At 68.7% G+C, this 20790-nt stretch carries 20 protein-coding genes; 17 read left to right on the top strand and 3 right to left on the bottom strand.

Going from position 1 to position 20790, the window contains the following annotated elements; genetic code table 11:
• Positions 1-46: 46 nt before the first annotated feature.
• The 4 genes from nadA to ACZ5IQ_RS18115 are packed head-to-tail and all read left to right on the top strand — an operon-like array spanning position 47 to position 4085.
• Positions 47-1060 (top strand): quinolinate synthase NadA, encoded by a 1014-nt coding sequence (gene nadA / locus ACZ5IQ_RS18130; protein ID WP_212813944.1) that lies wholly within the window; start codon positions 47-49, stop codon positions 1058-1060.
• Position 1061: 1 nt separating this feature from the next.
• Positions 1062-2657 carry an L-aspartate oxidase gene (locus tag ACZ5IQ_RS18125; protein WP_212813946.1) on the top strand — a complete coding sequence of 532 codons (1596 nt, stop codon included), beginning with the start codon at positions 1062-1064 and terminating at the stop codon, positions 2655-2657.
• On the top strand, positions 2657-3514 hold the full coding sequence (nadC, locus tag ACZ5IQ_RS18120; RefSeq protein WP_212813948.1) for a carboxylating nicotinate-nucleotide diphosphorylase: 858 nt from the start codon (positions 2657-2659) through the stop codon (positions 3512-3514). The genes ACZ5IQ_RS18125 and nadC overlap by 1 nt, the downstream gene beginning before the upstream one ends.
• A 22-nt stretch (positions 3515-3536) precedes the next feature.
• On the top strand, positions 3537-4085 hold the full coding sequence (locus ACZ5IQ_RS18115) for a hypothetical protein (protein ID WP_212813950.1): 549 nt from the start codon (positions 3537-3539) through the stop codon (positions 4083-4085).
• A gap of 50 nt (positions 4086-4135) precedes the next feature.
• Here ACZ5IQ_RS18115 and ACZ5IQ_RS18110 read toward each other — a convergent pair whose 3' ends face one another.
• Positions 4136-4552, bottom strand: coding sequence for a nitroreductase family deazaflavin-dependent oxidoreductase (locus ACZ5IQ_RS18110; protein ID WP_212813952.1), 417 nt, complete (start codon positions 4550-4552; stop codon positions 4136-4138).
• 56 nt (positions 4553-4608) lie between these two features.
• Between ACZ5IQ_RS18110 and hisD the strand changes: the two genes are divergently transcribed.
• The 8 genes from hisD to hisI are packed head-to-tail and all read left to right on the top strand — an operon-like array spanning position 4609 to position 10922.
• Positions 4609-5928, top strand: coding sequence for a histidinol dehydrogenase (hisD, locus tag ACZ5IQ_RS18105; protein WP_406775221.1), 1320 nt, complete (start codon positions 4609-4611; stop codon positions 5926-5928).
• A complete protein-coding gene (locus ACZ5IQ_RS18100) occupies positions 5928-7049 on the top strand; it encodes a histidinol-phosphate transaminase (RefSeq protein WP_212813956.1) in 1122 nt (373 codons plus the stop codon). The genes hisD and ACZ5IQ_RS18100 overlap by 1 nt, the downstream gene beginning before the upstream one ends.
• Positions 7046-7654, top strand: a complete 609-nt coding sequence (gene hisB / locus ACZ5IQ_RS18095; protein ID WP_020103224.1) for an imidazoleglycerol-phosphate dehydratase HisB — start codon at positions 7046-7048, stop codon at positions 7652-7654. Before ACZ5IQ_RS18100 ends, hisB begins: the two co-directional genes overlap by 4 nt.
• Entirely contained in the window at positions 7651-8268 is a 618-nt protein-coding gene (gene hisH, locus ACZ5IQ_RS18090) for an imidazole glycerol phosphate synthase subunit HisH (protein ID WP_212813958.1), read from the top strand. Before hisB ends, hisH begins: the two co-directional genes overlap by 4 nt.
• On the top strand, positions 8265-8996 hold the full coding sequence (gene priA, locus ACZ5IQ_RS18085) for a bifunctional 1-(5-phosphoribosyl)-5-((5-phosphoribosylamino)methylideneamino)imidazole-4-carboxamide isomerase/phosphoribosylanthranilate isomerase PriA (RefSeq protein WP_212813960.1): 732 nt from the start codon (positions 8265-8267) through the stop codon (positions 8994-8996). The genes hisH and priA overlap by 4 nt, the downstream gene beginning before the upstream one ends.
• Positions 8996-9808, top strand: coding sequence for an inositol monophosphatase family protein (locus ACZ5IQ_RS18080; RefSeq protein ID WP_212814754.1), 813 nt, complete (start codon positions 8996-8998; stop codon positions 9806-9808). Before priA ends, ACZ5IQ_RS18080 begins: the two co-directional genes overlap by 1 nt.
• A complete protein-coding gene (gene hisF / locus ACZ5IQ_RS18075; protein ID WP_406775222.1) occupies positions 9778-10578 on the top strand; it encodes an imidazole glycerol phosphate synthase subunit HisF in 801 nt (266 codons plus the stop codon). Before ACZ5IQ_RS18080 ends, hisF begins: the two co-directional genes overlap by 31 nt.
• Positions 10575-10922, top strand: a complete 348-nt coding sequence (gene hisI, locus ACZ5IQ_RS18070; protein ID WP_064981726.1) for a phosphoribosyl-AMP cyclohydrolase — start codon at positions 10575-10577, stop codon at positions 10920-10922. Before hisF ends, hisI begins: the two co-directional genes overlap by 4 nt.
• Here the strand turns inward: hisI and ACZ5IQ_RS18065 are convergent.
• Positions 10919-11569, bottom strand: a complete 651-nt coding sequence (locus ACZ5IQ_RS18065) for a TetR/AcrR family transcriptional regulator (RefSeq protein ID WP_064859542.1) — start codon at positions 11567-11569, stop codon at positions 10919-10921. The two genes, hisI and ACZ5IQ_RS18065, sit on opposite strands and share 4 nt — an antisense overlap.
• Before the next feature lie 162 nt (positions 11570-11731).
• Here ACZ5IQ_RS18065 and ACZ5IQ_RS18060 point away from each other — a divergent pair, with 162 nt between their 5' ends.
• The 5 genes from ACZ5IQ_RS18060 to atzF are packed head-to-tail and all read left to right on the top strand — an operon-like array spanning position 11732 to position 18531.
• The gene (locus ACZ5IQ_RS18060; RefSeq protein ID WP_061003039.1) at positions 11732-13240 is read left to right on the top strand and encodes an amino acid permease; all 1509 of its coding nucleotides are present in this window, start codon (positions 11732-11734) and stop codon (positions 13238-13240) included.
• A gap of 34 nt (positions 13241-13274) precedes the next feature.
• Positions 13275-14144, top strand: coding sequence for an urea amidolyase associated protein UAAP1 (locus tag ACZ5IQ_RS18055; protein ID WP_135357819.1), 870 nt, complete (start codon positions 13275-13277; stop codon positions 14142-14144).
• Positions 14141-14788: an urea amidolyase associated protein UAAP2 gene (locus ACZ5IQ_RS18050; protein WP_135357820.1), complete on the top strand. Its 648-nt coding sequence runs from the start codon at positions 14141-14143 to the stop codon at positions 14786-14788. The genes ACZ5IQ_RS18055 and ACZ5IQ_RS18050 overlap by 4 nt, the downstream gene beginning before the upstream one ends.
• 45 nt (positions 14789-14833) lie before the next feature.
• A complete protein-coding gene (locus ACZ5IQ_RS18045) occupies positions 14834-16855 on the top strand; it encodes a 5-oxoprolinase/urea amidolyase family protein (RefSeq protein ID WP_464480055.1) in 2022 nt (673 codons plus the stop codon).
• Positions 16852-18531 (top strand): allophanate hydrolase, encoded by a 1680-nt coding sequence (atzF, locus tag ACZ5IQ_RS18040; RefSeq protein WP_464480054.1) that lies wholly within the window; start codon positions 16852-16854, stop codon positions 18529-18531. Before ACZ5IQ_RS18045 ends, atzF begins: the two co-directional genes overlap by 4 nt.
• A gap of 312 nt (positions 18532-18843) precedes the next feature.
• On the opposite strand, the gene ACZ5IQ_RS18035 is transcribed toward atzF, so the two are convergent.
• Positions 18844-20157, bottom strand: a complete 1314-nt coding sequence (locus ACZ5IQ_RS18035; RefSeq protein ID WP_052536990.1) for an IS256 family transposase — start codon at positions 20155-20157, stop codon at positions 18844-18846.
• Between the last annotated feature and the right edge of the window lie 633 nt (positions 20158-20790).

The raw sequence follows: 20790 nt of genomic DNA, 5'->3' as shown, positions 1-20790 counted from the left end.
TTTCGATCATAAGTCGAAAACCTGGCCAGGTTCAAAGGAGACGGCCATGACGGTTCTGGACCGTGCGGCGGAGTTCGAAGGTTTCGGCGACGTGGTCGCCGACGGGCAGTGGGCAGACGAAGTGCGTCGCCTTGCCAAGGAGCGCAACGCCACAATCCTCGCGCACAACTACCAGCTGCCCGAGATTCAGGACATCGCCGACCACGTGGGCGACTCGCTGGCACTGTCGCGCATCGCCGCGGACGCCGCCGAGGACACCATCGTGTTCTGCGGTGTGCACTTCATGGCCGAGACCGCGAAAATCCTCTCGCCCTCCAAGACCGTGCTGATCCCGGACCAGCGGGCGGGCTGCTCGCTGGCCGACTCGATCACCGCCGACGACCTGCGGGCCTGGAAGGCCGACTACCCGGACGCCGTCGTGGTGTCCTACGTGAACACCACCGCGGCCGTCAAAGCCCTCACCGACATTTGCTGCACCTCGTCCAACGCGGTCGAGGTCGTCGCCTCGATCCCCGCGGACAAGACCGTGCTGTTCTGCCCGGACCAGTTCCTCGGCGCGCACGTGCGCCGCATGACGGGCCGGGACAACCTGCACATCTGGGCCGGCGAATGCCACGTACACGCCGGCATCAACGGTGACGAACTCGCCGACCAGGCCCGCTCGCATCCCGACGCCGAACTCTTCGTGCACCCCGAATGCGGTTGCGCCACTTCGGCTCTCTATCTGGCCGGCGAGGGTGCCGTACCCGACGACCGCGTGAAGATCCTGTCGACCGGCGGCATGCTCGACGCCGCCCGCGAGACCCACGCCAAGCAGGTCCTGGTCGCCACCGAGATCGGCATGCTGCACCAGTTGCGCCGTGCCGCACCGGAAACCGAGTTCCTCGCCGTCAACGATCGGGCCTCCTGCCCGTACATGAAGATGATCACGCCGGCCGCGCTGCTGCGCTGCCTGCGGGACGGTGCTGACGAAGTTCACGTCGACGAAGATGTCGCGGCCGCAGCTCGGTTGAGCGTGCAGCGCATGATCGGGATCGGGCAGCCCGGCGGCGGGGAATAGCGTGAGCGCCCACGCGGGCCGTTCGGTCGCCTGCGGCGGCCGTGGCTACTGGCGCCAGCGCGCCGACGTCATCGTCGTCGGTACGGGGGTCGCGGGCCTGGCGGCGGCGCGTGCCGCCCAACTGGCCGGCAGCCGCGTCGTGGTCGTCGGCAAGTCCGGCGAGACGGCCACCGCTTACGCCCAGGGGGGCATCGCGGTCGTCATCCCCGACACCGATGACTCGGTGCAGGCGCACGTCGCGGACACCGTCGCGGCCGGAGCCGGCTTGTGCGATGTCGACGCGGTCACCTCGATCGTCGCCGACGGCTATGCCGCCGTGCGTGAATTGGTCGGTGCCGGTGCGGCTTTCGACGAAGTCGGGCCGGGGGCCTGGTCCCTGACCCGCGAGGGTGGACACAGCCGCCGCCGCATCATCCACGCCGGTGGCGATGCCACCGGCGCCGAGGTGCAGCGTGCCCTGGCCGCCGCCACCCAGACGCTCGACATCCGGCCCAATCATGTTGCGCTGCAGGTGTTGCACCACGACGGAGCGGTCAGCGGCCTGCTGGTGCTGAGCCCGGACGGACCTGGCGTGCTGACGGCGCCGTCGGTGATCCTGGCGACCGGTGGCCTGGGGCAGCTGTACACCGCGACGACCAACCCGGACGGTTCGACGGGCGACGGCATCGCCCTGGCGCTGCGCGCCGGATTGCCGGTCCGCGACATCGAATTCGTCCAGTTTCACCCGACCATGCTGTACACCGGCGCGGCCGGCGGCCGGTGCCCGCTGATCACCGAGGCCTTGCGCGGCGAAGGGGCCATCCTGCGTGACCTTCGCGGCGACTCGGTGACCGACGGCGTGCACCCGATGGGCGACCTGGCCCCGCGCGACGTCGTGGCCGCCGCCATCGATGCCCGCCTCGCGGCCACCGGCGACGACTACGTCTTCCTCGATGCCCGTGGCGTCCCCGACGTCGCCGCCCGATTCCCGACGGTCACGGCCGCATGCCTGGCGGCCGGCATCGACCCTGCGCGCCAACCGATTCCGGTGGTGCCGGGCGCCCATTACAGCTGCGGGGGTGTGGTCACCGACGTGTACGGCCGCACCGAGATGGCCGGCCTGTACGCCGCCGGTGAGGTCGGACGCACCGGTATGCACGGCGGTAATCGCCTGGCCTCCAACAGCCTGCTGGAAGGACTGGTGGTTGGCGGCCGCGCCGGTCGTGCGGCGGCCGAGCAGGCCCGCGATGCCGGTGGAAACCGCGTGCCGGAGCCGGATCTGGGCAAGCGGCCCGCGTTGGATCGGCATGCCCTGCAACGCGACATGACCAGGTACGCCTCGGTGGTGCGCGACGCCGCTGGACTGGACCGGCTGAGCGAGTTGCTCGCCGGCGCCCGCGGTATGGCCATGTCGGACCGGGCGGCCGTCGAGGATGCGGCCCTGACCGTGACGGCGTCGGCGGTTGCTGCCGCGGCAGCCGTCCGTGCGGAATCCCGTGGCTGCCACCACCGCAGTGACCGACCGGACCGCGATCCGGCGTTCGGGGTATCGATCGATGTGCGGCTGGACGCCGCCGGGCGCGCCGTGGCCGCCCTGCCGATAGGAGCGTGTAACTGATGGCATTGACCGCAGCCGAATTGGCCGACGCGCACGCGATCATCGATCGCGCGCTCGACGAGGATCTGCGCTACGGGCCGGACGTCACCTCGGTGGCGACCGTGCCGGCCGACGCCACCACGGTCGCGTCGATGGTGTCGCGACAGCAGGGCGTCATCGCGGGTCTGGACATCGCGGTTCTGGTGCTGGACAAGGTGATCGGGGAGGGCGCCTACAAGATCCGCGACCGAGCCGAGGACGGCACCGAGGTCAAGCCCGGCGATGCGGTGCTGACCGTCGAAGCGCCGACACGGGCCCTGCTGACGGCCGAACGCACGATGCTGAACATCGTCTGCCACCTTTCGGGCATCGCCACCGAGACGGCGCGCTGGGTGCAGGAGGTGGCCGGGACCGAGGCCGCCATCCGTGACACCCGAAAGACGTTGCCCGGATTGCGGTTGTTGCAGAAGTACGCGGTGCGCGTCGGCGGCGGTGTCAACCATCGGCTGGGTCTGGGCGATGCCGCCCTGATCAAGGACAACCACGTCGCGGCTGCCGGATCGGTGCTCGCGGCCCTGCAGGCGGTCCGTGCGGTGGCGCCGGATCTGCCGTGCGAGGTCGAGGTGGATTCGCTCGAGCAACTCGACGAAATCCTCGGTGAGAACGTCGAATTGGTGTTGCTGGACAACTTCCCGGTCTGGCAGACGCAGATCGCGGTGCAGCGCCGTGACGCCCGCGCACCCGGCACCAAGCTGGAATCGTCGGGCGGGCTCAGCCTGGAGTCGGCCGCGGCCTACGCCTCGACCGGTGTCGACTTCCTCGCCATCGGTGCGCTGACGCATTCGGTGCGGGTGCTCGACGTCGGCCTCGATACGTAACTCGGCCGCTACTATCACGAGCATGGCGGAAGACGAGAAGACCGAAGACAAGACCACCACACTGAGCAAAGCCGCAAAGGACACCGACGAGACGTCGGGTTCGATGTCCGTCACGCAGATCATCGCGATTGCGGCCGTGGTCATCGGCCTGATCGCCGCCGGCATCGGCGGCTACGCGCTGTACGCGGTGAAGAACCAGGACAAGAAGTACACCGAGGCCGAGCAGGACACGGCCAAGATCGCGCTCTGTGACGCCATGAAGACCGTCAGCAAGGGCATCGCGATCAACACCAACCTGGCGGTCCCCGGCGGGCCGGACGACACCACGGGTGCCCTGGCCGTGGCCGCCAACGCGCGTCTGGCGCTGATCACCGGTGGCCAGTACCTGCTGAACCGGATCGACCCGGCCGCCCCGGCCGACCTCGCGACGGCGGCGCGCAAGTACGCCAACACCCTCTTGGACATCGGGGCCGCGGCGACGGCCGGCGCTCAGACCGACGATCCGCAGCAGAAGGTGCGCCTGGATGACGCCGGCGCCGACAGCAAGCAGATCAACGACATCTGCAAGTAGCCGTCGACGGACCGGGGGCCACGCTGACGATCAGCGTGGCCCCCGGTTTGTCAGTGGGCGATGTCGGCGACGAACACGCCGCTGCGCTTGGCCACGATCCGCGCGATCCGCGGCAACGACGGGTCATCGGTGCCCGCGGGCAGGATGCGCGGATTCACCAGGTGCAGATCCTTGCGCGCGACGTGGATGTCGGCCTCGCCGGCGGCGAGCACGTTCTTGACCCAGTTGGTCTTGCCGTGGGCCAGCCCGATCGCCAGCACATCGCCCTTGCGGTACGAGGTGACGATGGTCTCGAATTCCTTACCCGACTTGCGGCCGCGATGCTTGATGACTGAGAACCCGGGCAGCTTCTTCGAAAGCGGGCGCAACGCCGGGTTGATGTACTTGATCTGGAAGTTCTCCAACCACACCGGGAAGATCATCGGCACGCCGGCGGCGTTGTTGGGGTGGTCCTGACGGCTTGACATGACGCCTCCGTATTCGATTTGGCCTGCTCTGGGAGAATAGTGGGGTGAACACTGCAGTGAAGCTCTCGCGTATCGATTTGCGAGGTCAGCAGCTGTCCGCGGCGCAGTTGCGAGCGGTGCTGCCCCGAGGCGGTGTCGACGTGGATTCGGTGCTGCCCAAGGTACGCCCGATCGTCGACGCGGTGGTCGAACGCGGTGCGGTGGCGGCCCTCGAATACGGCGAGTCCTTCGACGGCGTGCGGCCGGCCGCCGTACGCGTCCCCAAGGCGGAGCTGGACGCCGCGCTGACCCGCCTGCCCGCCGACGTGCGGGTGGCGCTCGAGGTCGCGATCGAGCGGACCCGTGCCGTGCACGCCGACCAGCGGCGCACCGACACCACCACGACGCTGGCCCCGGGCGCGACCGTCACCGAACGGTGGGTCCCGGTCGAACGCGTCGGGCTGTACGTCCCCGGCGGCAACGCCGTCTACCCGTCGAGCGTCGTGATGAACGTCGTCCCGGCCCAGACCGCCGGCGTCGACTCCCTGGTGATCGCCAGCCCGCCACAGAAGGACCACGGCGGACTACCGCACCCGACCATCCTCGCCGCGGCAGCTCTGCTCGGGGTCGACGAGGTGTGGGCTGTCGGCGGTGCCCAGGGCATCGCGCTGCTGGCTTACGGCGGCGTGGACACGACCGGCGAAGAGCTCGCGCCGGTCGACATGATCACCGGCCCGGGCAACATCTTCGTCACGGCCGCCAAGCGCATCTGCCGTTCCCAGGTGGGCATCGACGCCGAGGCCGGCCCGACGGAGATCGCGATCCTGGCCGATCACTCGGCCGACGCGGTGCACATCGCCGCCGATCTGATCAGCCAGGCCGAGCACGACGAGATGGCGGCCAGCGTGCTGGTCACCACCAGTGAGAAGCTGGCCGACGCCACCGATGTGGAGGTGGCCGCGCAGGTCGCCACGACGCTGCACCGTGAGCGGGTGACGGTCGCGCTGAACGGCAAACAGTCGGCCATCGTGCTGGTGGACGACCTCGACACCGGGGTCCGTGTCGTGAACGCCTACGCCGCCGAGCACCTGGAGATCCAGACCGTCGACGCCGCTGAGGTCGCCGGCCGAATCCGTTCGGCGGGCGCCATTTTCGTCGGCGCCTGGTCGCCGGTGAGCCTCGGCGACTACTGCGCCGGGTCCAACCACGTGCTGCCGACCGCCGGTTGCGCGCGGCACTCCAGTGGCCTGTCGGTGCAGACGTTCCTGCGTGGCATCCACGTCGTCGACTACACCGAGGCGGCCCTGAAAGACGTTGCGGGTCACGTGATCACGCTGGCCACGGCAGAGAACCTGCCGGCGCACGGTGAGGCTGTGCGCCGGAGGTTCGAACGCTGATGGGTAAGAAGATCTCCCTGGCCGACCTGCCGCTGCGGGAGAACCTGCGCGGCAAATCGCCGTACGGCGCACCGCAACTCGTGGTGCCGGTGCGGCTCAACACCAACGAGAACCCGCACCCGCCGACACCGGCGCTGGTCGACGACGTCGCCGCATCGGTCGCCGCGGCCGCCGCCGAGTTGCACCGCTACCCGGACCGCGACGCCATGGCGCTGCGTACCGATCTGGCCGCGTACATGCAGGCGCAGACGGGTGTCGCGCTGACGGCGGAAAACCTGTGGGCGGCAAACGGTTCCAATGAAATCCTGCAGCAGCTGCTGCAGGCGTTCGGCGGGCCGGGCCGCAGCGCCATCGGTTTCGTGCCGTCGTACTCGATGCACCCCATCATTTCGGACGGCACCCAGACCGAATGGCTGTCGGCAACCCGGGCGACCGATTTCGGCCTCGACGTCGACGTGGCGGTGGCCGCCATCGAGGCGCAGCGACCCGACGTCGTCTTCGTGACCAGCCCCAACAACCCGACCGGGCAGAGCGTTCCGCTCGACGACCTGCGCCGCCTGCTGGACGTCACGCCCGGTGTGCTGATCCTCGACGAGGCGTACGGCGAATTCTCGTCGCAGCCCAGCGGTGTCGCGCTGCTCGCCGAGTACCCGGCCAAGCTGATCATCAGCCGCACCATGAGCAAGGCGTTCGCCTTCGCCGGCGGGCGGCTGGGCTACCTCGTGGCCGACCCTGCCGTGATCGATGCGATGCTGCTGGTGCGGTTGCCGTATCACCTGTCGGTGCTGACGCAGGCGGCCGCGCGTGCCGCGCTGCGGCATGCTGATGAGACGCTGAGCAGCGTCGCCACTTTGGCTTCGGAGCGGGACCGGGTGGCAGCGGCGTTGTCCGGCATGGGTTTCCGGGTGATCCCCAGTGACGCCAACTTCATCCTGTTCGGCGAGTTCGCCGATGCCGCGGCGACCTGGCAGCGCTACCTCGACGCCGGCGTGCTGATCCGCGACGTCGGAATCCCCGGATTCCTGCGCACCACCGTCGGTTTGGCCGCGGAGAACGACGCCCTGCTGGAAGTCAGCGCCAAGCTCGCCGCAACGGAACTAGCCCCACAAGGAGTTTCATGACCCGCCGCGCCCGCGTGGAACGCACCACCAAAGAGTCGAGCATCGTCGTCGAGATCGATCTCGACGGCACCGGCCAGGTCGACATCAGCACCGGGGTGCCGTTCTTCGACCACATGCTGACCTCCCTGGGCACGCACGCCAGCTTCGATCTGACGGTGCACGCCAAGGGTGATGTCGAGATCGAGGGCCACCACACCGTCGAGGACACCGCGATCGTCCTGGGCCAGGCACTCGGCCAGGCCCTGGGCGACAAGAAGGGCATCCGCCGGTTCGGCGACGCGTTCATCCCGATGGACGAGACCCTGGCCCATGCGGCCGTTGACGTTTCGGGCCGTCCGTACTTCGTGCACACCGGTGAACCGGAGTCGATGGTGTCCTTCACCATCGCCGGGTCCTCGGTGCCGTACCACACCGTGATCAACCGGCACGTGTTCGAATCGCTGGCCTTCAACGCCAAGATCGCGCTGCACGTGCGCACGCTGTACGGCCGCGACCCGCACCACATCACCGAGGCGCAGTACAAGGCCGTGGCGCGCGCGCTGCGTCAGGCCGTCGAACCCGACCCTCGGGTGGCCGGCGTGCCGTCGACCAAGGGCACTCTGTGACAAAGAAACTCGTCGTTCTGGACTACGGCTCGGGCAATCTCCGGTCCGCGCAGCGCGCCCTCGAGCGGGTCGGCGCTGACGTCGAGGTCACCGCCGACGCCGCTGCCGCGGCTGCCGCCGACGGTCTGGTTGTGCCCGGTGTCGGCGCCTACGAGGCCTGCATGACCGGTCTGCGGTCGATCGGCGGCGAGAAGATCATCGCCGACCGGCTGGCCGCGGGCCACCCGGTGCTGGGTGTGTGCGTCGGCATGCAGATTCTGTTCTCGAAGGGCGTCGAGTTCGGGGTGCAGACCGAAGGCTGCGGGCAGTGGCCCGGTGAGGTCACCCGGCTGGATGCGCCGGTGATTCCGCACATGGGCTGGAACACCGTCGATGCCGCCGCCGACAGCACCCTGTTCAAGGGGCTCGACGCCGACACCCGGTTCTACTTCGTGCATTCCTACGCCGCCCAGCAGTGGGGCGGCCATGCCGACGCGAAGGTCACCTGGGCCACGCATCACGTGCCGTTCATCGCGGCCGTCGAAGACGGCGCGTTGTCGGCGACACAGTTTCATCCGGAGAAGAGCGGCGACGCAGGTGCGACGCTGTTGGCGAATTGGGTTGAGGGGCTATGAGTTTGATTCTGTTGCCGGCCGTTGACGTGGTCGACGGCAAGGCGGTGCGGCTGGTGCAGGGCAAGGCCGGCAGCGAGACCGATTACGGTTCGGCGCTGGAGGCGGCGCAGACCTGGCAGCGCGACGGTGCCGAGTGGGTGCACCTGGTGGACCTGGACGCCGCGTTCGGCCGGGGCAGCAACCGGGAACTGCTGGCCGAGGTCGTCGGCAAACTCGATGTGGCCGTGGAACTTTCCGGTGGCATCCGTGACGATGAGTCGCTCAAAGCGGCCATGGACACCGGCTGCGCCCGCGTGAACATCGGCACCGCGGCGCTGGAGAGCCCGGAATGGTGCAAGCGGGCCATCGGCGAGTACGGCGACCGCGTGGCGGTCGGCCTGGACGTGCAGTTCGAGAACGGCAGTTGGCGCCTGCGCGGCCGCGGCTGGGAGACCGACGGCGGCGACCTGTGGGACGTGCTGGAACGCCTCGACAGCGAAGGCTGTTCGCGTTACGTCGTCACCGACGTCACCAAGGACGGCACGCTGACCGGTCCGAACCTGGACCTGCTGAGCACCGTCGCCGGCCGCACCAACGCGCCGATCATCGCGTCGGGTGGCGTGTCGAGCCTGGACGACCTGCGCGCCATCGCCACGCTGACCGGGCAGGGCGTCGAGGGCGCCATCGTCGGAAAGGCCTTGTACGCAGAGCGGTTCACGCTGCCTGAGGCGCTGGCTGCGGTTAAGTGATCGAACCGGCGAGGTTGGCAGAGCTGGTCGCGGCCGCGACCAGCATCCTCGACGATGCCGTCGCCCCGTTCATCGCCGGCCACCAGGCCGACGCGGCAGTTCGCAAGAAGGGCAACGACTTCGCCACCGAGATCGACCTCGCCATCGAGCGCCAGGTCGTCGCGGCCCTGACGTCGGCCACCGGAATCGGTGTGCACGGTGAGGAATTCGGTGGCGAGCCCATCGACTCCGAGCTGGTGTGGGTGCTCGATCCGATCGACGGCACATTCAACTACGCGGCCGGTTCGCCCATGGCGGCGATCCTGCTCGGCCTGCTGTGGCGGGGCACCCCGGTCGCCGGGCTGACGTGGCTGCCGTTCATGGGCCAGCGCTACGTCGCAACCGTGGACGGTCCCGTCCGCGACGGGGAGACGGCCTTGCCGCCGCTGGCCCCGACCACGCTGGCCGAATCCATCGTCGGTATCCAGACCTTCAACATCGATTCGAAGGGCCGTTTCCCGGGGCGGTGGCGCAATGCGGTCCTGTCGAGCCTGACGCGGGAATGCTCGCGGGTGCGGATGCACGGCGCGACGGGCCTCGACCTGGCGTACGTCGGCGCCGGCATTCTCGGCGGCGCGATCAGCTTCGGTCACCACATCTGGGACCACGCCGCGGGTGTCGCCTTGGTCCGGGCCGCCGGCGGTATCGTCACCGACCTCGCCGGCGAGCCGTGGACGGCCGATTCGAAATCTGCGTTGGCCGCCGCACCCGGTGTGCACGAGAGGATGCTGGAGATCGTGAAATCCGTTGGTATTCCGGAGGATTACCTGTGAGTCTCGCAACGCGCGTCATCCCGTGCCTGGACGTCGACGGCGGCCGGGTGGTCAAGGGCGTCAACTTCGAGAACCTGCGGGACGCCGGTGATCCCGTCGAGCTGGCCGCCGCGTATGACGCGGAAGGCGCCGACGAGCTGACGTTCCTGGACGTCACCGCGTCGTCGTCGGGCCGCTCGACCATGCTCGAGGTGGTGCGCCGCACCGCCGAGCAGGTGTTCATCCCGCTGACCGTGGGTGGCGGCGTGCGCTCGGTCGAGGACGTCGACACGCTGCTGCGCGCCGGCGCCGACAAGGTTTCGGTCAACACCGCCGCGATCGCCCGGCCCGAGCTGCTGTCGGAGCTGTCGCGGCAGTTCGGTTCGCAGTGCATCGTGCTGTCGGTGGATGCCCGCACCGTGCCCGAAGGATCCGAGCCGACGCCGTCCGGCTGGGAGGTGACGACCCACGGCGGCCGCCGCGGCACCGGCATCGACGCCGTCGAATGGGCCACGCGCGGAGCCGAACTCGGGGTCGGGGAGATCCTGCTGAATTCCATGGACGCCGACGGCACCAAGGCCGGTTTCGACCTCGCGATGCTGCGGGCGGTGCGCGCCGCGGTGAGCGTGCCGGTGATCGCCAGCGGGGGAGCCGGCGCCGTCGGCGACTTCGCGCCCGCGGTGCAGGCCGGTGCGGATGCGGTCCTGGCGGCCACCGTCTTCCACTTCCGGGAGCTGACGATCGGTCAGGTGAAGGAAGCGATGGCGGCCGAAGGGATCACGGTGCGATGAGCCTGGATCCCGGGATCGCCGCCCGCATCAAGCGCAACGAGGCCGGGCTGTTCACCGCCGTGGTGCAGCAGCGGGGTACCGGCGATGTGCTGATGGTCGCCTGGATGGACGACGACGCGCTGGCCCGCACTCTGGAAACCCGTGAGGCGACGTACTTTTCCCGCTCGCGCGGTGAGCAGTGGGTCAAGGGTCTGACATCGGGCCACACGCAGTACGTGCACTCGGTGCGGCTGGACTGTGACGGCGACGCCGTGCTGCTCGAAGTCGACCAGGTCGGTGGGGCCTGCCACACCGGCGACCACAGCTGCTTCGACGCCGACCAGTTGCTCGCCCCCGAGGCCTAATCCGGCTCGGCCAGGTGCTGCTCGACCAGCGCCCGTCCCTCGGCTCGTAGGGCGTCGTCGACGTCGACGCCAAGTACCCGCAGCGCCGCATCGGCGATGGCCTCGGCCACGTCGTCACCGGTGATGTCCGGGTCGTCGACGCGCTGTGCGATGACCGTCTCGGTCAGCCGCACCGGCAGGCCGCAGCGGAACTCGTCACGGCCGCCCACGGCATCGACTGCCAACTCGCGGTAAACGGCGTGCAACTCACGGCGCCGGCGGTGGAAGCCCTCGATGCCGTCGACCTCCGGCAGCAGATAGAGCCGGCCCAGGTTCCACGGCACAGACAGCAGGTTGGCCGCGTCGCCGGCCGTCACTGCCCACAGGGCGGCCTTGGGATCGTCCACCGACCGCGTCACGCGCCGCGCGAACTCCAGCGACGGCACCACCGTCGCATCGAGCAGCGCTTCGAGGATGGCTTCCTTGTTGGGGAAGTGGTGGTACAGCGAGGCCTGACGGATGCCGACGGCCTCGGCGATGGACCGGGTCGAGGTCACCGTGAAGCCCTGCGTCACGAACAGTTCTCCGGCGGCATCGAGGATCTGCTCGACGGCGGTGCTGCCGGGGCGTAGGGCGTCGCGATGGCGGGGGCGGCCGGGGCGGCTCATGCCACTACTGTGCCACCTGCGCTCTTCCGTGCAGCGTCGGCTCGCACGAAACCCAACTGTTACATCGCGACCCACGGCGGAAACGTCGGTGACCCCTCTGCGTCACGCTTCGCATTAATTCTGTCAGTTGACAGGTATTAGGCTTCGCAGAATCGGGATCGGATGACATTGACCAACACGTCGCCGGCAGACCACGACGATCTCGCCGAGTTCGGCTACGACCAACAGCTGCACCGCTCGCTGGGCAAGTTCGCGTCGTTCGCGGCAGGCTTCTCGTTCGTCTCGATCCTGACCACGATCTTCCAATTGTTCGGCCTCGGATACAGTTTCGGCGGTCCGGCGTTCTTCTGGACGTGGCCGGTGGTGTTCATCGGACAGTTCGCGGTGGCCCTGTGCTTCGCCGAACTCGCGGCGCGCTACCCGATCTCGGGGGCCATCTACCAGTGGGCCCGTCGACTCGGCGGTGAGGTCGTCGGCTGGTTCGGCGGGTGGTTCATGATCCTCGCCCAGATCATCACGGCGTCTGCCGCGGCCATCGCGCTGCAGGTGGTGCTGCCGGCGGTGTGGTCGGGCTTCCAGATCATCGGCACCGACACCGCCCTCACGTCGGCCGACGGCGCCGCCAACGCCGTCCTGCTGGGTACGGCGCTGTTGGTCATCACCACCACGATCAACTGCATCGGCGTCCGCTGGATGTCGCGCGTGGCGACCATCGGTGTGTGCTGCGAGATCATCGGTGTGATCGCGGTCGTCGGGGTGTTCTTCACGCACGCACAGCGTGGCCCGCAGGTCGTCTTCGACACCGGTGCAACGGGTTCCGGTTACGGCTGGGCCTGGATCGCCTCGGGGCTGATGGCCGCCTACGTCATGGTCGGCTTCGGTTCGGCCGGTGAACTCGCCGAGGAGACCCGCGACGCGCGTCGGGTCGCCCCGCGCACCATCCGGTCGGCGCTCACCGTCTCGGCACTCGGCGGCGGTCTCATGATCATCGGCGCGTTGATGGCCGCGCCCAGCCTGACCGACGGCCGTCTCGCGACCGAAGGCCTGCCCTACGTGCTGGGTGCGGTGCTGTCCTCGCCGTGGGGCACGTTGCTCCTCGTCGACGTGGCGATCGCGATCTTCATCTGCACCTTGGCAATTCAGACCGCTGCCACGCGCCTGATGTTCTCCATGGCACGCGATCACCGGCTGCCGTTCTCGTCGCTGCTGTCCCGCGTCAACCCGGCTACCGGGACGCCCATCCCGCCGGCGATCGTGGTCGGTGTCGCGTGTGTCGGTGTGCTGCTGGTGAACGTCGGTAACTCCGCGATCTTCGCGACCCTGGCGAGCGTCTGCATCATCGCGATCTATATCGCCTACCTGCTGGTGACCGCGCCGCTCCTGGCACACCGACTGCGCGGAATGCGTTGGGACACCACGGCTACCGACGCCGGCGGCCGGCCGCTGTTCTCGCTGGGCCGCTGGGGTCTGCCGGTCAACTTGTTCGCCGTGATGTACGGCGTGGCGATGGTGATCAACCTGGCCTGGCCACGTCCGGAAATCTACGACCCGACCGGCACCATGCCGCTGCTGGTGTGGGCGGGGCCGTTCACCATCGTCGCCATCGTGGCGCTCGGCGCCCTGTGCTTCCCGTACCGCCGGACCCATCCGCGCCCCGTCGGGTCGCTCTGACCTCTGCCAATCAGCTACTGCCGAAAGGATTCTCATGAGTTCTTCGTCCACTTCCACCACTTCGACCACCGCGGCGGCCCGTGCGCACGCCCGGGCACAGGCCGGCACGCACACCGCGGCCATGCCCGTCGTCCCGGCATCGCTGTGGCCGACACCGCCCGCCGGCGTCGACGCCGACCGCCTGACCTGGGCCGAGACGGTGCCCGGCGGCCGCTACACCAGCAAGGTGCTGGACCGGGGAACCCGGTTGCGGCTCACCGACATCGAGGGCCGCGCCTGCGCGCATCTGTTGCTGTGGCGCGCCGACGCCCCCTGGGAACGGCTCAACACCGCCGACACCGTCAAGGTGCCGTGGCAGGCGTACCTCGGCACCGGGCATCCGCTGCTCGATGACCAGGGACGGGTCCTGGCGACCATCGTCGCCGATACCTCGGGCCACCACGATGCCCTGTGCGGCACCACGACCCGAGCCCAGAACGAAGCGCGCTACGGCGCCGGCACCGCGCACTCGGACAGCCCGGCCGGGCGCGAGCTGCTGGTGCTCGCCGCGCTCAAACACGGCCTCGGCCCGCGCGACGTCGGCCCCGGCGTGTCGTTCTTCCACGGCGTCCGCGCCGACGATGCGGGCCATCTGGTCTCGACGGGCTCGGCCGGACCCGGCACGGCCATCGAGCTGATCCTGCACCTGCCGGTGATCGTCGCCATCGCCAACACCGCACACCCGCTCGACGAGGCGCCGGCCTTCGAGACCTCCGACCTGGAGGTGCTGGCCTGGTCTGCCCCCGCCGACCTGGCCGACCTGGCCGCCCGCGCCGAAACGATCGGGCCCGAATACGAACGCGCGCACCGCAACACCGAAGACGTCTGGACCGCACTGCATCTCACCGAAGGAGTTCCCGCATGAGCACCGCCATCGACTCGGTTCCCGCGCTGGTGTCCGGCACGACCATCCGCGACGAGATCGTCGAGGCCCGCGGCCCCTGGTCGGCGATCGTCGCGGCCGGCGATGTGCTGACCATCGTCGACCTGCGCGGCAACCAGGCCGTGGACACGCTGATCTACGGCGCCCACGACACGTCCCGGCGGTACAGCGCCCAGACCACCATCACGGCGCAACGGTCGTTGTTCGTCAGCACCGGAACAGTGCTGCGGGACAGCGACGGTGAGGCACTGATGACCGTCGTGGCCGACGAGGTGGGTAACCACGACACCGTCGGTGGCGCCTGCTCACAGGAGTCGAACACGCTGCGCTACGGCCACCACACCCGGCACCAGCACGCCTGCGTCGAGAACTTCCTGATCGAAGGCGCCCGGTACGGTCTCGGAAAGCGTGATCTGGCGCCGAATCTCAACTTCTTCATGAACGTGCCGGTGGAGGCCGACGGCACGCTCGGCATCGTCGACGGGCTGTCGGCGCCGGGACTGCGGGTGGCGCTGCGCGCCGACACCGACGTCCTCGTACTGGTGTCCAACTGCCCGCAGATCAACAACCCGTGCAACGGCTTCGATCCGACACCGGTGCGGATGATCGTCACCCGCCCGTCCTGATCCACGTTCTCTCGCACCGCGTTCTGCATTCGAAGGAGTACCCGAATGGCGCCATCCGCCCTCACCGTGCTGCGGCCCGGGCCGAGCACCACCGTCCAGGACTGGCCGGGCCGCATCGGCTACTGGCAGGTGGGCGTACCGCCGTCGGGGCCGATGGACGACCTGTCCCTGCGGCTGGCCAACCTCGCGGTCGGCAATGCCGAGGGGGCACCGGGCCTCGAGGCCACGATGGCCGGTCCCACACTGGGATTCGACGAGGCGACGGTCGTCTGCGTCACCGGCGCGCCGGTATCGGTCACGCTCGACGGGGTGCCGGCGCGGCAGTGGGCGCCCATCGCCGTCCCGGAGGGCGGCGTGCTCGAGATCGGTGCGGTGCAGGGCGTCGGCATGCGGATCTACATCGCGGTGGCCGGCGGCATCGAGGCCGAGGCGTACCTCGGCTCGCGCTCGACGTTCACGCTCGGGAAGTTCGGCGCCGGCGGGCGGGCGCTCGCGGCCGGTGACCGTCTCGATCTGGGTGTTCCAGGCGGACGACCGCGCCGCCTCACCGATGAGGAGATCCCATCGATCGGTCACGAATGGCGGCTGGCGGTGACCGAGGGACCCCACGGCGCGCCGGAGTTCTTCACCCGCGCTGACATCGAGAGCCTCTATGAGGCCACGTATCTGGTGGACCACAACCTCGACCGCACCGGCGTGCGCCTGGTCGGGCCGAAACCGCAGTGGGCGCGGCCCGACGGCGGTGAGGCCGGACTGCACCCGTCGAACATCCACGACACCCCGTATTCGGTTGGCGCACTGGACTTCACCGGCGACACCCCAATCCTGCTCGGCCCGGACGGACCCAGCCTCGGCGGTTTCGTCTGCCCGGTGACGGTGACGTCGGCGGACCGCTGGAAGCTCGGACAGCTCACGCCCGGCGACCGGGTGCGCTTCGTTCCGGTGCGGGCCAGTGCCGCGGCACCGCTGGCGGCGCTGGGGACATCCCGGCGCGCGGCGTCGCCGGTGGTGCGCAGCCCGCGCGGTGACGGCGATGACGGCGTGTTGCACCGCGGGGTCACCGGCGACGGTACGACGTCGATGACGTTGCGCCGCAGCGGCGACGACAACCTGCTGGTCGAATACGGCACGATGACACTGGATCTGGTGTTGCGGGCGCGGGTGCACGCCCTGCACACCGCGATCGAGGCACACCGGCCGCGCGGGATCATCGACCTGACGCCTGGAATCCGTTCGCTGCAGGTCAAGTTCGACGCCGCGCTCACCGATCACCAGGCGATGACGGCCTTCGTACTCGATCTCGAGTCCGCGCTCGGGCCCGTCGACCAGCTGGTGTTGCCGAGCCGTTCGGTTCGGCTGCCGCTGAGTTGGGACGATCCGACCATCCGGCTGGCCATCGACCGGTACCGCAACGGTGTGCGCGACGACGCGCCGTGGTGCCCGAGCAACATCGAGTTCATCCGCCGGATGAACGGCCTGGAGTCGCAGCAGGAGGTGTTCGACATCGTCCATGCGGCAAGCTATCTCGTGCTCGGCCTGGGTGATGTGTACCTCGGCGCGCCCGTCGCCACGCCGGTCGATCCACGCCATCGCGTGGTCACCACCAAGTACAACCCGGCACGGACCTGGACGCCGGAGAACGCGGTCGGCATCGGCGGCGCTTACCTCTGCATCTACGGCATGGAAGGCCCGGGCGGCTACCAGCTGATGGGCCGTACCACCCAGGTGTGGAACCACCGATTCCCGCTGTCCGCACCCGGTTTCGAGCCCGAGCAGCCGTGGCTGCTGCGGTTCTTCGACCAGGTGTCGTGGTATCCGGTGTCCTCCGATGAGCTCACCGACCTGCGGGCCGACGTCGCCGCCGGCCGCGGCACCGTCGACATCACCGACGGTGAGTTCCGGATCGCCGACCATCTGGCCTTCCTCGCGCGGGAGGCCGACGACATCGCCGCGGTGCGACAGCGGATGACCGCCGCCCGCAACGAGGAACGCGCCCGCTGGGAGGCCAGCGGCGAGATCGGCGCACGCAAGAAGCGCTGCGCCACAACAGGACAGGAAGTCGCATGACGGACCGGATCAGCGCCGCCTACGCGGCCATCGCGCAGCGGCCGGAAGCCTTCATCACCGTGCGCGACGAGGACACCGTGCGCCGCGAGTTCGCGCAGGCGCAGGGCCCACTGGCCGGACAGCTGCTGGCAGTCAAAGACAACGTCGACGTCGCCGGCCTCCCGACCACCGCCGCGTGCCCGGGCTACGCCTACACCCCGGACGCCGACGCGCCCGCGGTGGCGGCGCTGCGGGCGGCCGGGGCGGTGGTGATCGGCAAGACCAATCTGGACCAGTTCGCCACCGGGCTCGTCGGCACCCGAAGCCCCTACGGCGCCGTGCGTGACGCGCAGCGGCCGGACCGGATCTCGGGCGGCTCGTCATCGGGTTCGGCGGTCGCGGTGGCCATCGGTGCGGCCGACCTCGGAATCGGCACGGACACGGCGGGATCCGGCCGGGTGCCGGCGGCGTACCAGGGCCTGGTCGGCATCAAGGGCACCATTGGCCTGGTGTCGACCGCGGGTGTCGTCCCGGCCTGCCCGAGCTATGACTGCGTGACGATCCTGGCGCGGGATCTGGCCACGGCGGAGAACGCCATGGCCGTGATGGCAGCCACGACTCAGCGGCCCTGGCCCACGTCGACCCGCTTCGCCGCCCCGGCCGACCCGATCCTGGCCGTCCCGGCCGAGCTCCCGGCGATGGCGCCCGGGTGGGATGTCGCGTTCCAGCGCGCGGTCGATGCCGCGCGGGACGCCGGGATGCGAATCGTTCCCATCGATCTCACGGACTTCCTGGCGGCCGCACGGCTGCTGTACGAAGGCGCGCTGGTCGCCGAACGTACCGAAGCGGTGGGGGACTTCATCGCCGCCGCCGGTGCCGATGCCGGTCTCGATCCGACCGTCGCGGCCATCATCGCCGCCGGCGGCGCGCACACCGCGACCGGACTGCTGCGCGACCGTCGTGAGCTGGACCGCCTGCGGGAGCGGGCATTCCGGGCCCTGGGGGAGTGCGACGCGCTGCTCGTCCCGACCGCTCCGCTGCAGCCGACGCTCGCGGAGGTGGCGGCCGACCCCGTCGCGGTCAACGCCCGGATCGGCACGTACACCAATTTCTGCAATCTCTTCGACATGTGCGGCGTCGCGGTTCCGGCGGGCGAGGTTGTTGAATCCGACGGCACCACAGCGCAATTCGGTGTCACAGTATTGGGGCGGGCCTTCGATGACGCCGTGGTGGCGGACATCGCGGCCCGGCTGGGCGGTGGTGACCGGGGCACCGTGGCGTCGTGGCCGGAGCGGGCGGGCGCCGGGGTGATGACGCTGGTGGTGGCCGGTGCGCATCTGCGTGATCAGCCGCTGGCCGGTCAGCTCCACGATCTCGGGGCGCGGTGGGACGGCCCGGCCCGCACGGCCGAGCGCTATCGCATGACGGCGCTGCCGTCGGGCAAGCCCGCGCTGGTGCGGCTGCCGCATGGCGGGCGGGCCTTCGAAGTGGAGCGCTGGTCGCTCTCGCCGGCGGCACTCGGGACGTTCCTGGCCGCCCTCCCGACGCCGATGGGACTGGCGGCGGTGGAACTCGACGACGGGTCCTGGGAGACCGGGTTCGTGTGCGCCGACGAAGAGGCCATCGCCGCGCCCGACATCTCGGAGTTCGGTGGCTGGCGCGCCTACCTGCGGGCCCGGGAGTTCGCGGTGCAGTGACATTAGCGTCGCGATGAGATCCAGCCGTGCGTACCAATTGGTATAGCCACACACCGATGACGGTGGCACTAGGCGGGTCGATGGTGGCATTCGAAACCGAAATATACGTCCGCTAGATCGCTTGCACAGGAGATTGTCAGGTTTGTGTTCTCACACGTGTTTCACGCGGTCGACGAGCGGGGCACCTGCGAGGACACCCGGCACAAACGAGCCAACCGCTAGAACTATTGCCGTCGTGCTTGTCACTGTCGGAGAACTGTTTTGCTGCGTCATGTCGACGAGGAATTGTCAATACCTGTGGATCGGCTTGTTTCAGGCGACCTCCGTTCCAGTTGATTCGGTCGGTGCCGAGTCCGCCGACGGGGTGATGTCGGTGGGTCGCTCGAGCAGTTTGCCTTTGTGGAAGATCGCGCCGGCCCGGACCAGAGCGACCAGGTGCGGTGCGTTGACGGCTCGCCAGCGGGCTTGCGCGGCGTCGATCAGCTTGTAAGCCATGGCCATTCCGGCGACGCGTGAACCCGGCCCCTTGGTCACCTTGGTCCTCAAACGTACCGTGGCAAACGTTGATTCGATCGGGTTGGTAGTGCGCAGATGGACCCAGTGCTCGGCCGGGTACTTATAGAACTCCAGCAGCACATCGGCGTCATCGACGATCTTGGCGACCGCCTTGGGGTACTTGGCGCCGTAGTCCACCTCGAACGCCTTGATCGCCACCTGCGCGTGGTCGATATCCTCGGCGTTGTAGATCTCCCGCATCGCCGCGATCGCCCCCGGATGAGCCGACTTTGGCAGGCAGGCAAGAACATTGGCCTGCTTGTGAAACCAGCACCGCTGCTCGCCGGTGGCCGGGAACACCTCACGCACGGCCTTCCAGAACCCCAGGGCCCCATCGCCGACGGCCAGCACCGGTGCGGTCATCCCGCGACGTCGGCACGACCGCAACAGATCAGCCCACGACTCGGCCGACTCCCGGTACCCGTCGGTGAGCGCGACCAGCTCCTTGCGGCCGTCAGCGCGCACACCGATCATCACCAGCAAACAGAGCTTCTCCTGCTCCAGGCGCACCTTGAGATGGATGCCGTCGACCCACAGGTAGACGTAGTCGGTGCCCGACAGATCACGGGCCTCGAAGGCCTTGGCCTCGTCCTGCCACTGCGTGGTGAGTCGGGTGATCGTCGTGGCCGACAAGCCGGCACCCGAGCCCAGGAACTGCTCCAACGCCGGACCGAAATCACTGGTCGACAAGCCATGCAGATACAGCAACGGCAACACCTCGGTCATCTGCGGCGACTTGCGCACCCACGCCGGCAGGATCGCCGAGGAAAACCGTTGCCGCTCACCAGTGTCCGGGTCAACACGTTTGTCATTGACCCGCGGCGCGGTCACACTCACCGCGCCCGCCGCGGTGAGCACCTCGCGCTCGCGGTGATAGCCATTGCGCACCACCAGCCGGTGCCCGTTCTCATCAAGCTCACCGGCATGAGCCTCGATGTAGGCGGCGACCTCAGCCCGCAACGCTGCGGCCAGCATCTGGCGGGCACCGTCGCGGACAATCTCATCGAGCAACGACCGCGACGAGCCAGCATCCTCGTTGGATGAATCCGCATCGTGAACTACCGTGAGCATGGGCGTACCTTCCCGAACCAGCGCGCCAACGCCGGCTCTTGATCAGACCTTCGACATTCAGATCATCCTCGGGAAGGTGCGCCCTTTCCTACGCCGCCTCGCCGAGGCTCATCCACAGGTTCTGATCATTGCTCCATGTCGACTCGGTCGGGTCAATAGCTGCCACCTAGTTGACGGTAGTAATGCAACTGTCTGGCAAGAGTTTTCGTCAAGAGAGTGATATCGATATTTGGGTCTATGAGTGAGACTGCAGGTTTGTTCAACACAGCCGATCGACTGGTATGGAGCTGCTCGCCGGCGGCAGGTCGTTCAAGTTCTCCACTGGACTTTGTAGACGTCTCTTCCCCCGTTGTGCAGCGCAATTGAAGCTCGGCGCCACCGATGGCCTCGTCGTTCAGTGGCGTGATCGCCTTCCGCGATGAGCACGGCCAGGCATGCCGCACCAATGTGCGACAACTACCAAACATGTTGCAGGAAAAGCTAATCAAAATCGACTGCGCAACATGACGGCGAATGTTCTCCGACGGCTTGTCCGAACGAGCTGGCTTCTGCTGCGCGATCTTATCGCGGCCTAGGTGTGATGTCCGGGGACGTTGTCCCGTTATGTATCGGTGAGCCTGTGTGACAGGGAAG

The organism is Mycobacterium toneyamaense (assembly GCF_055384815.1).
This window is presented reverse-complemented; position numbering and strand designations above follow the sequence as displayed.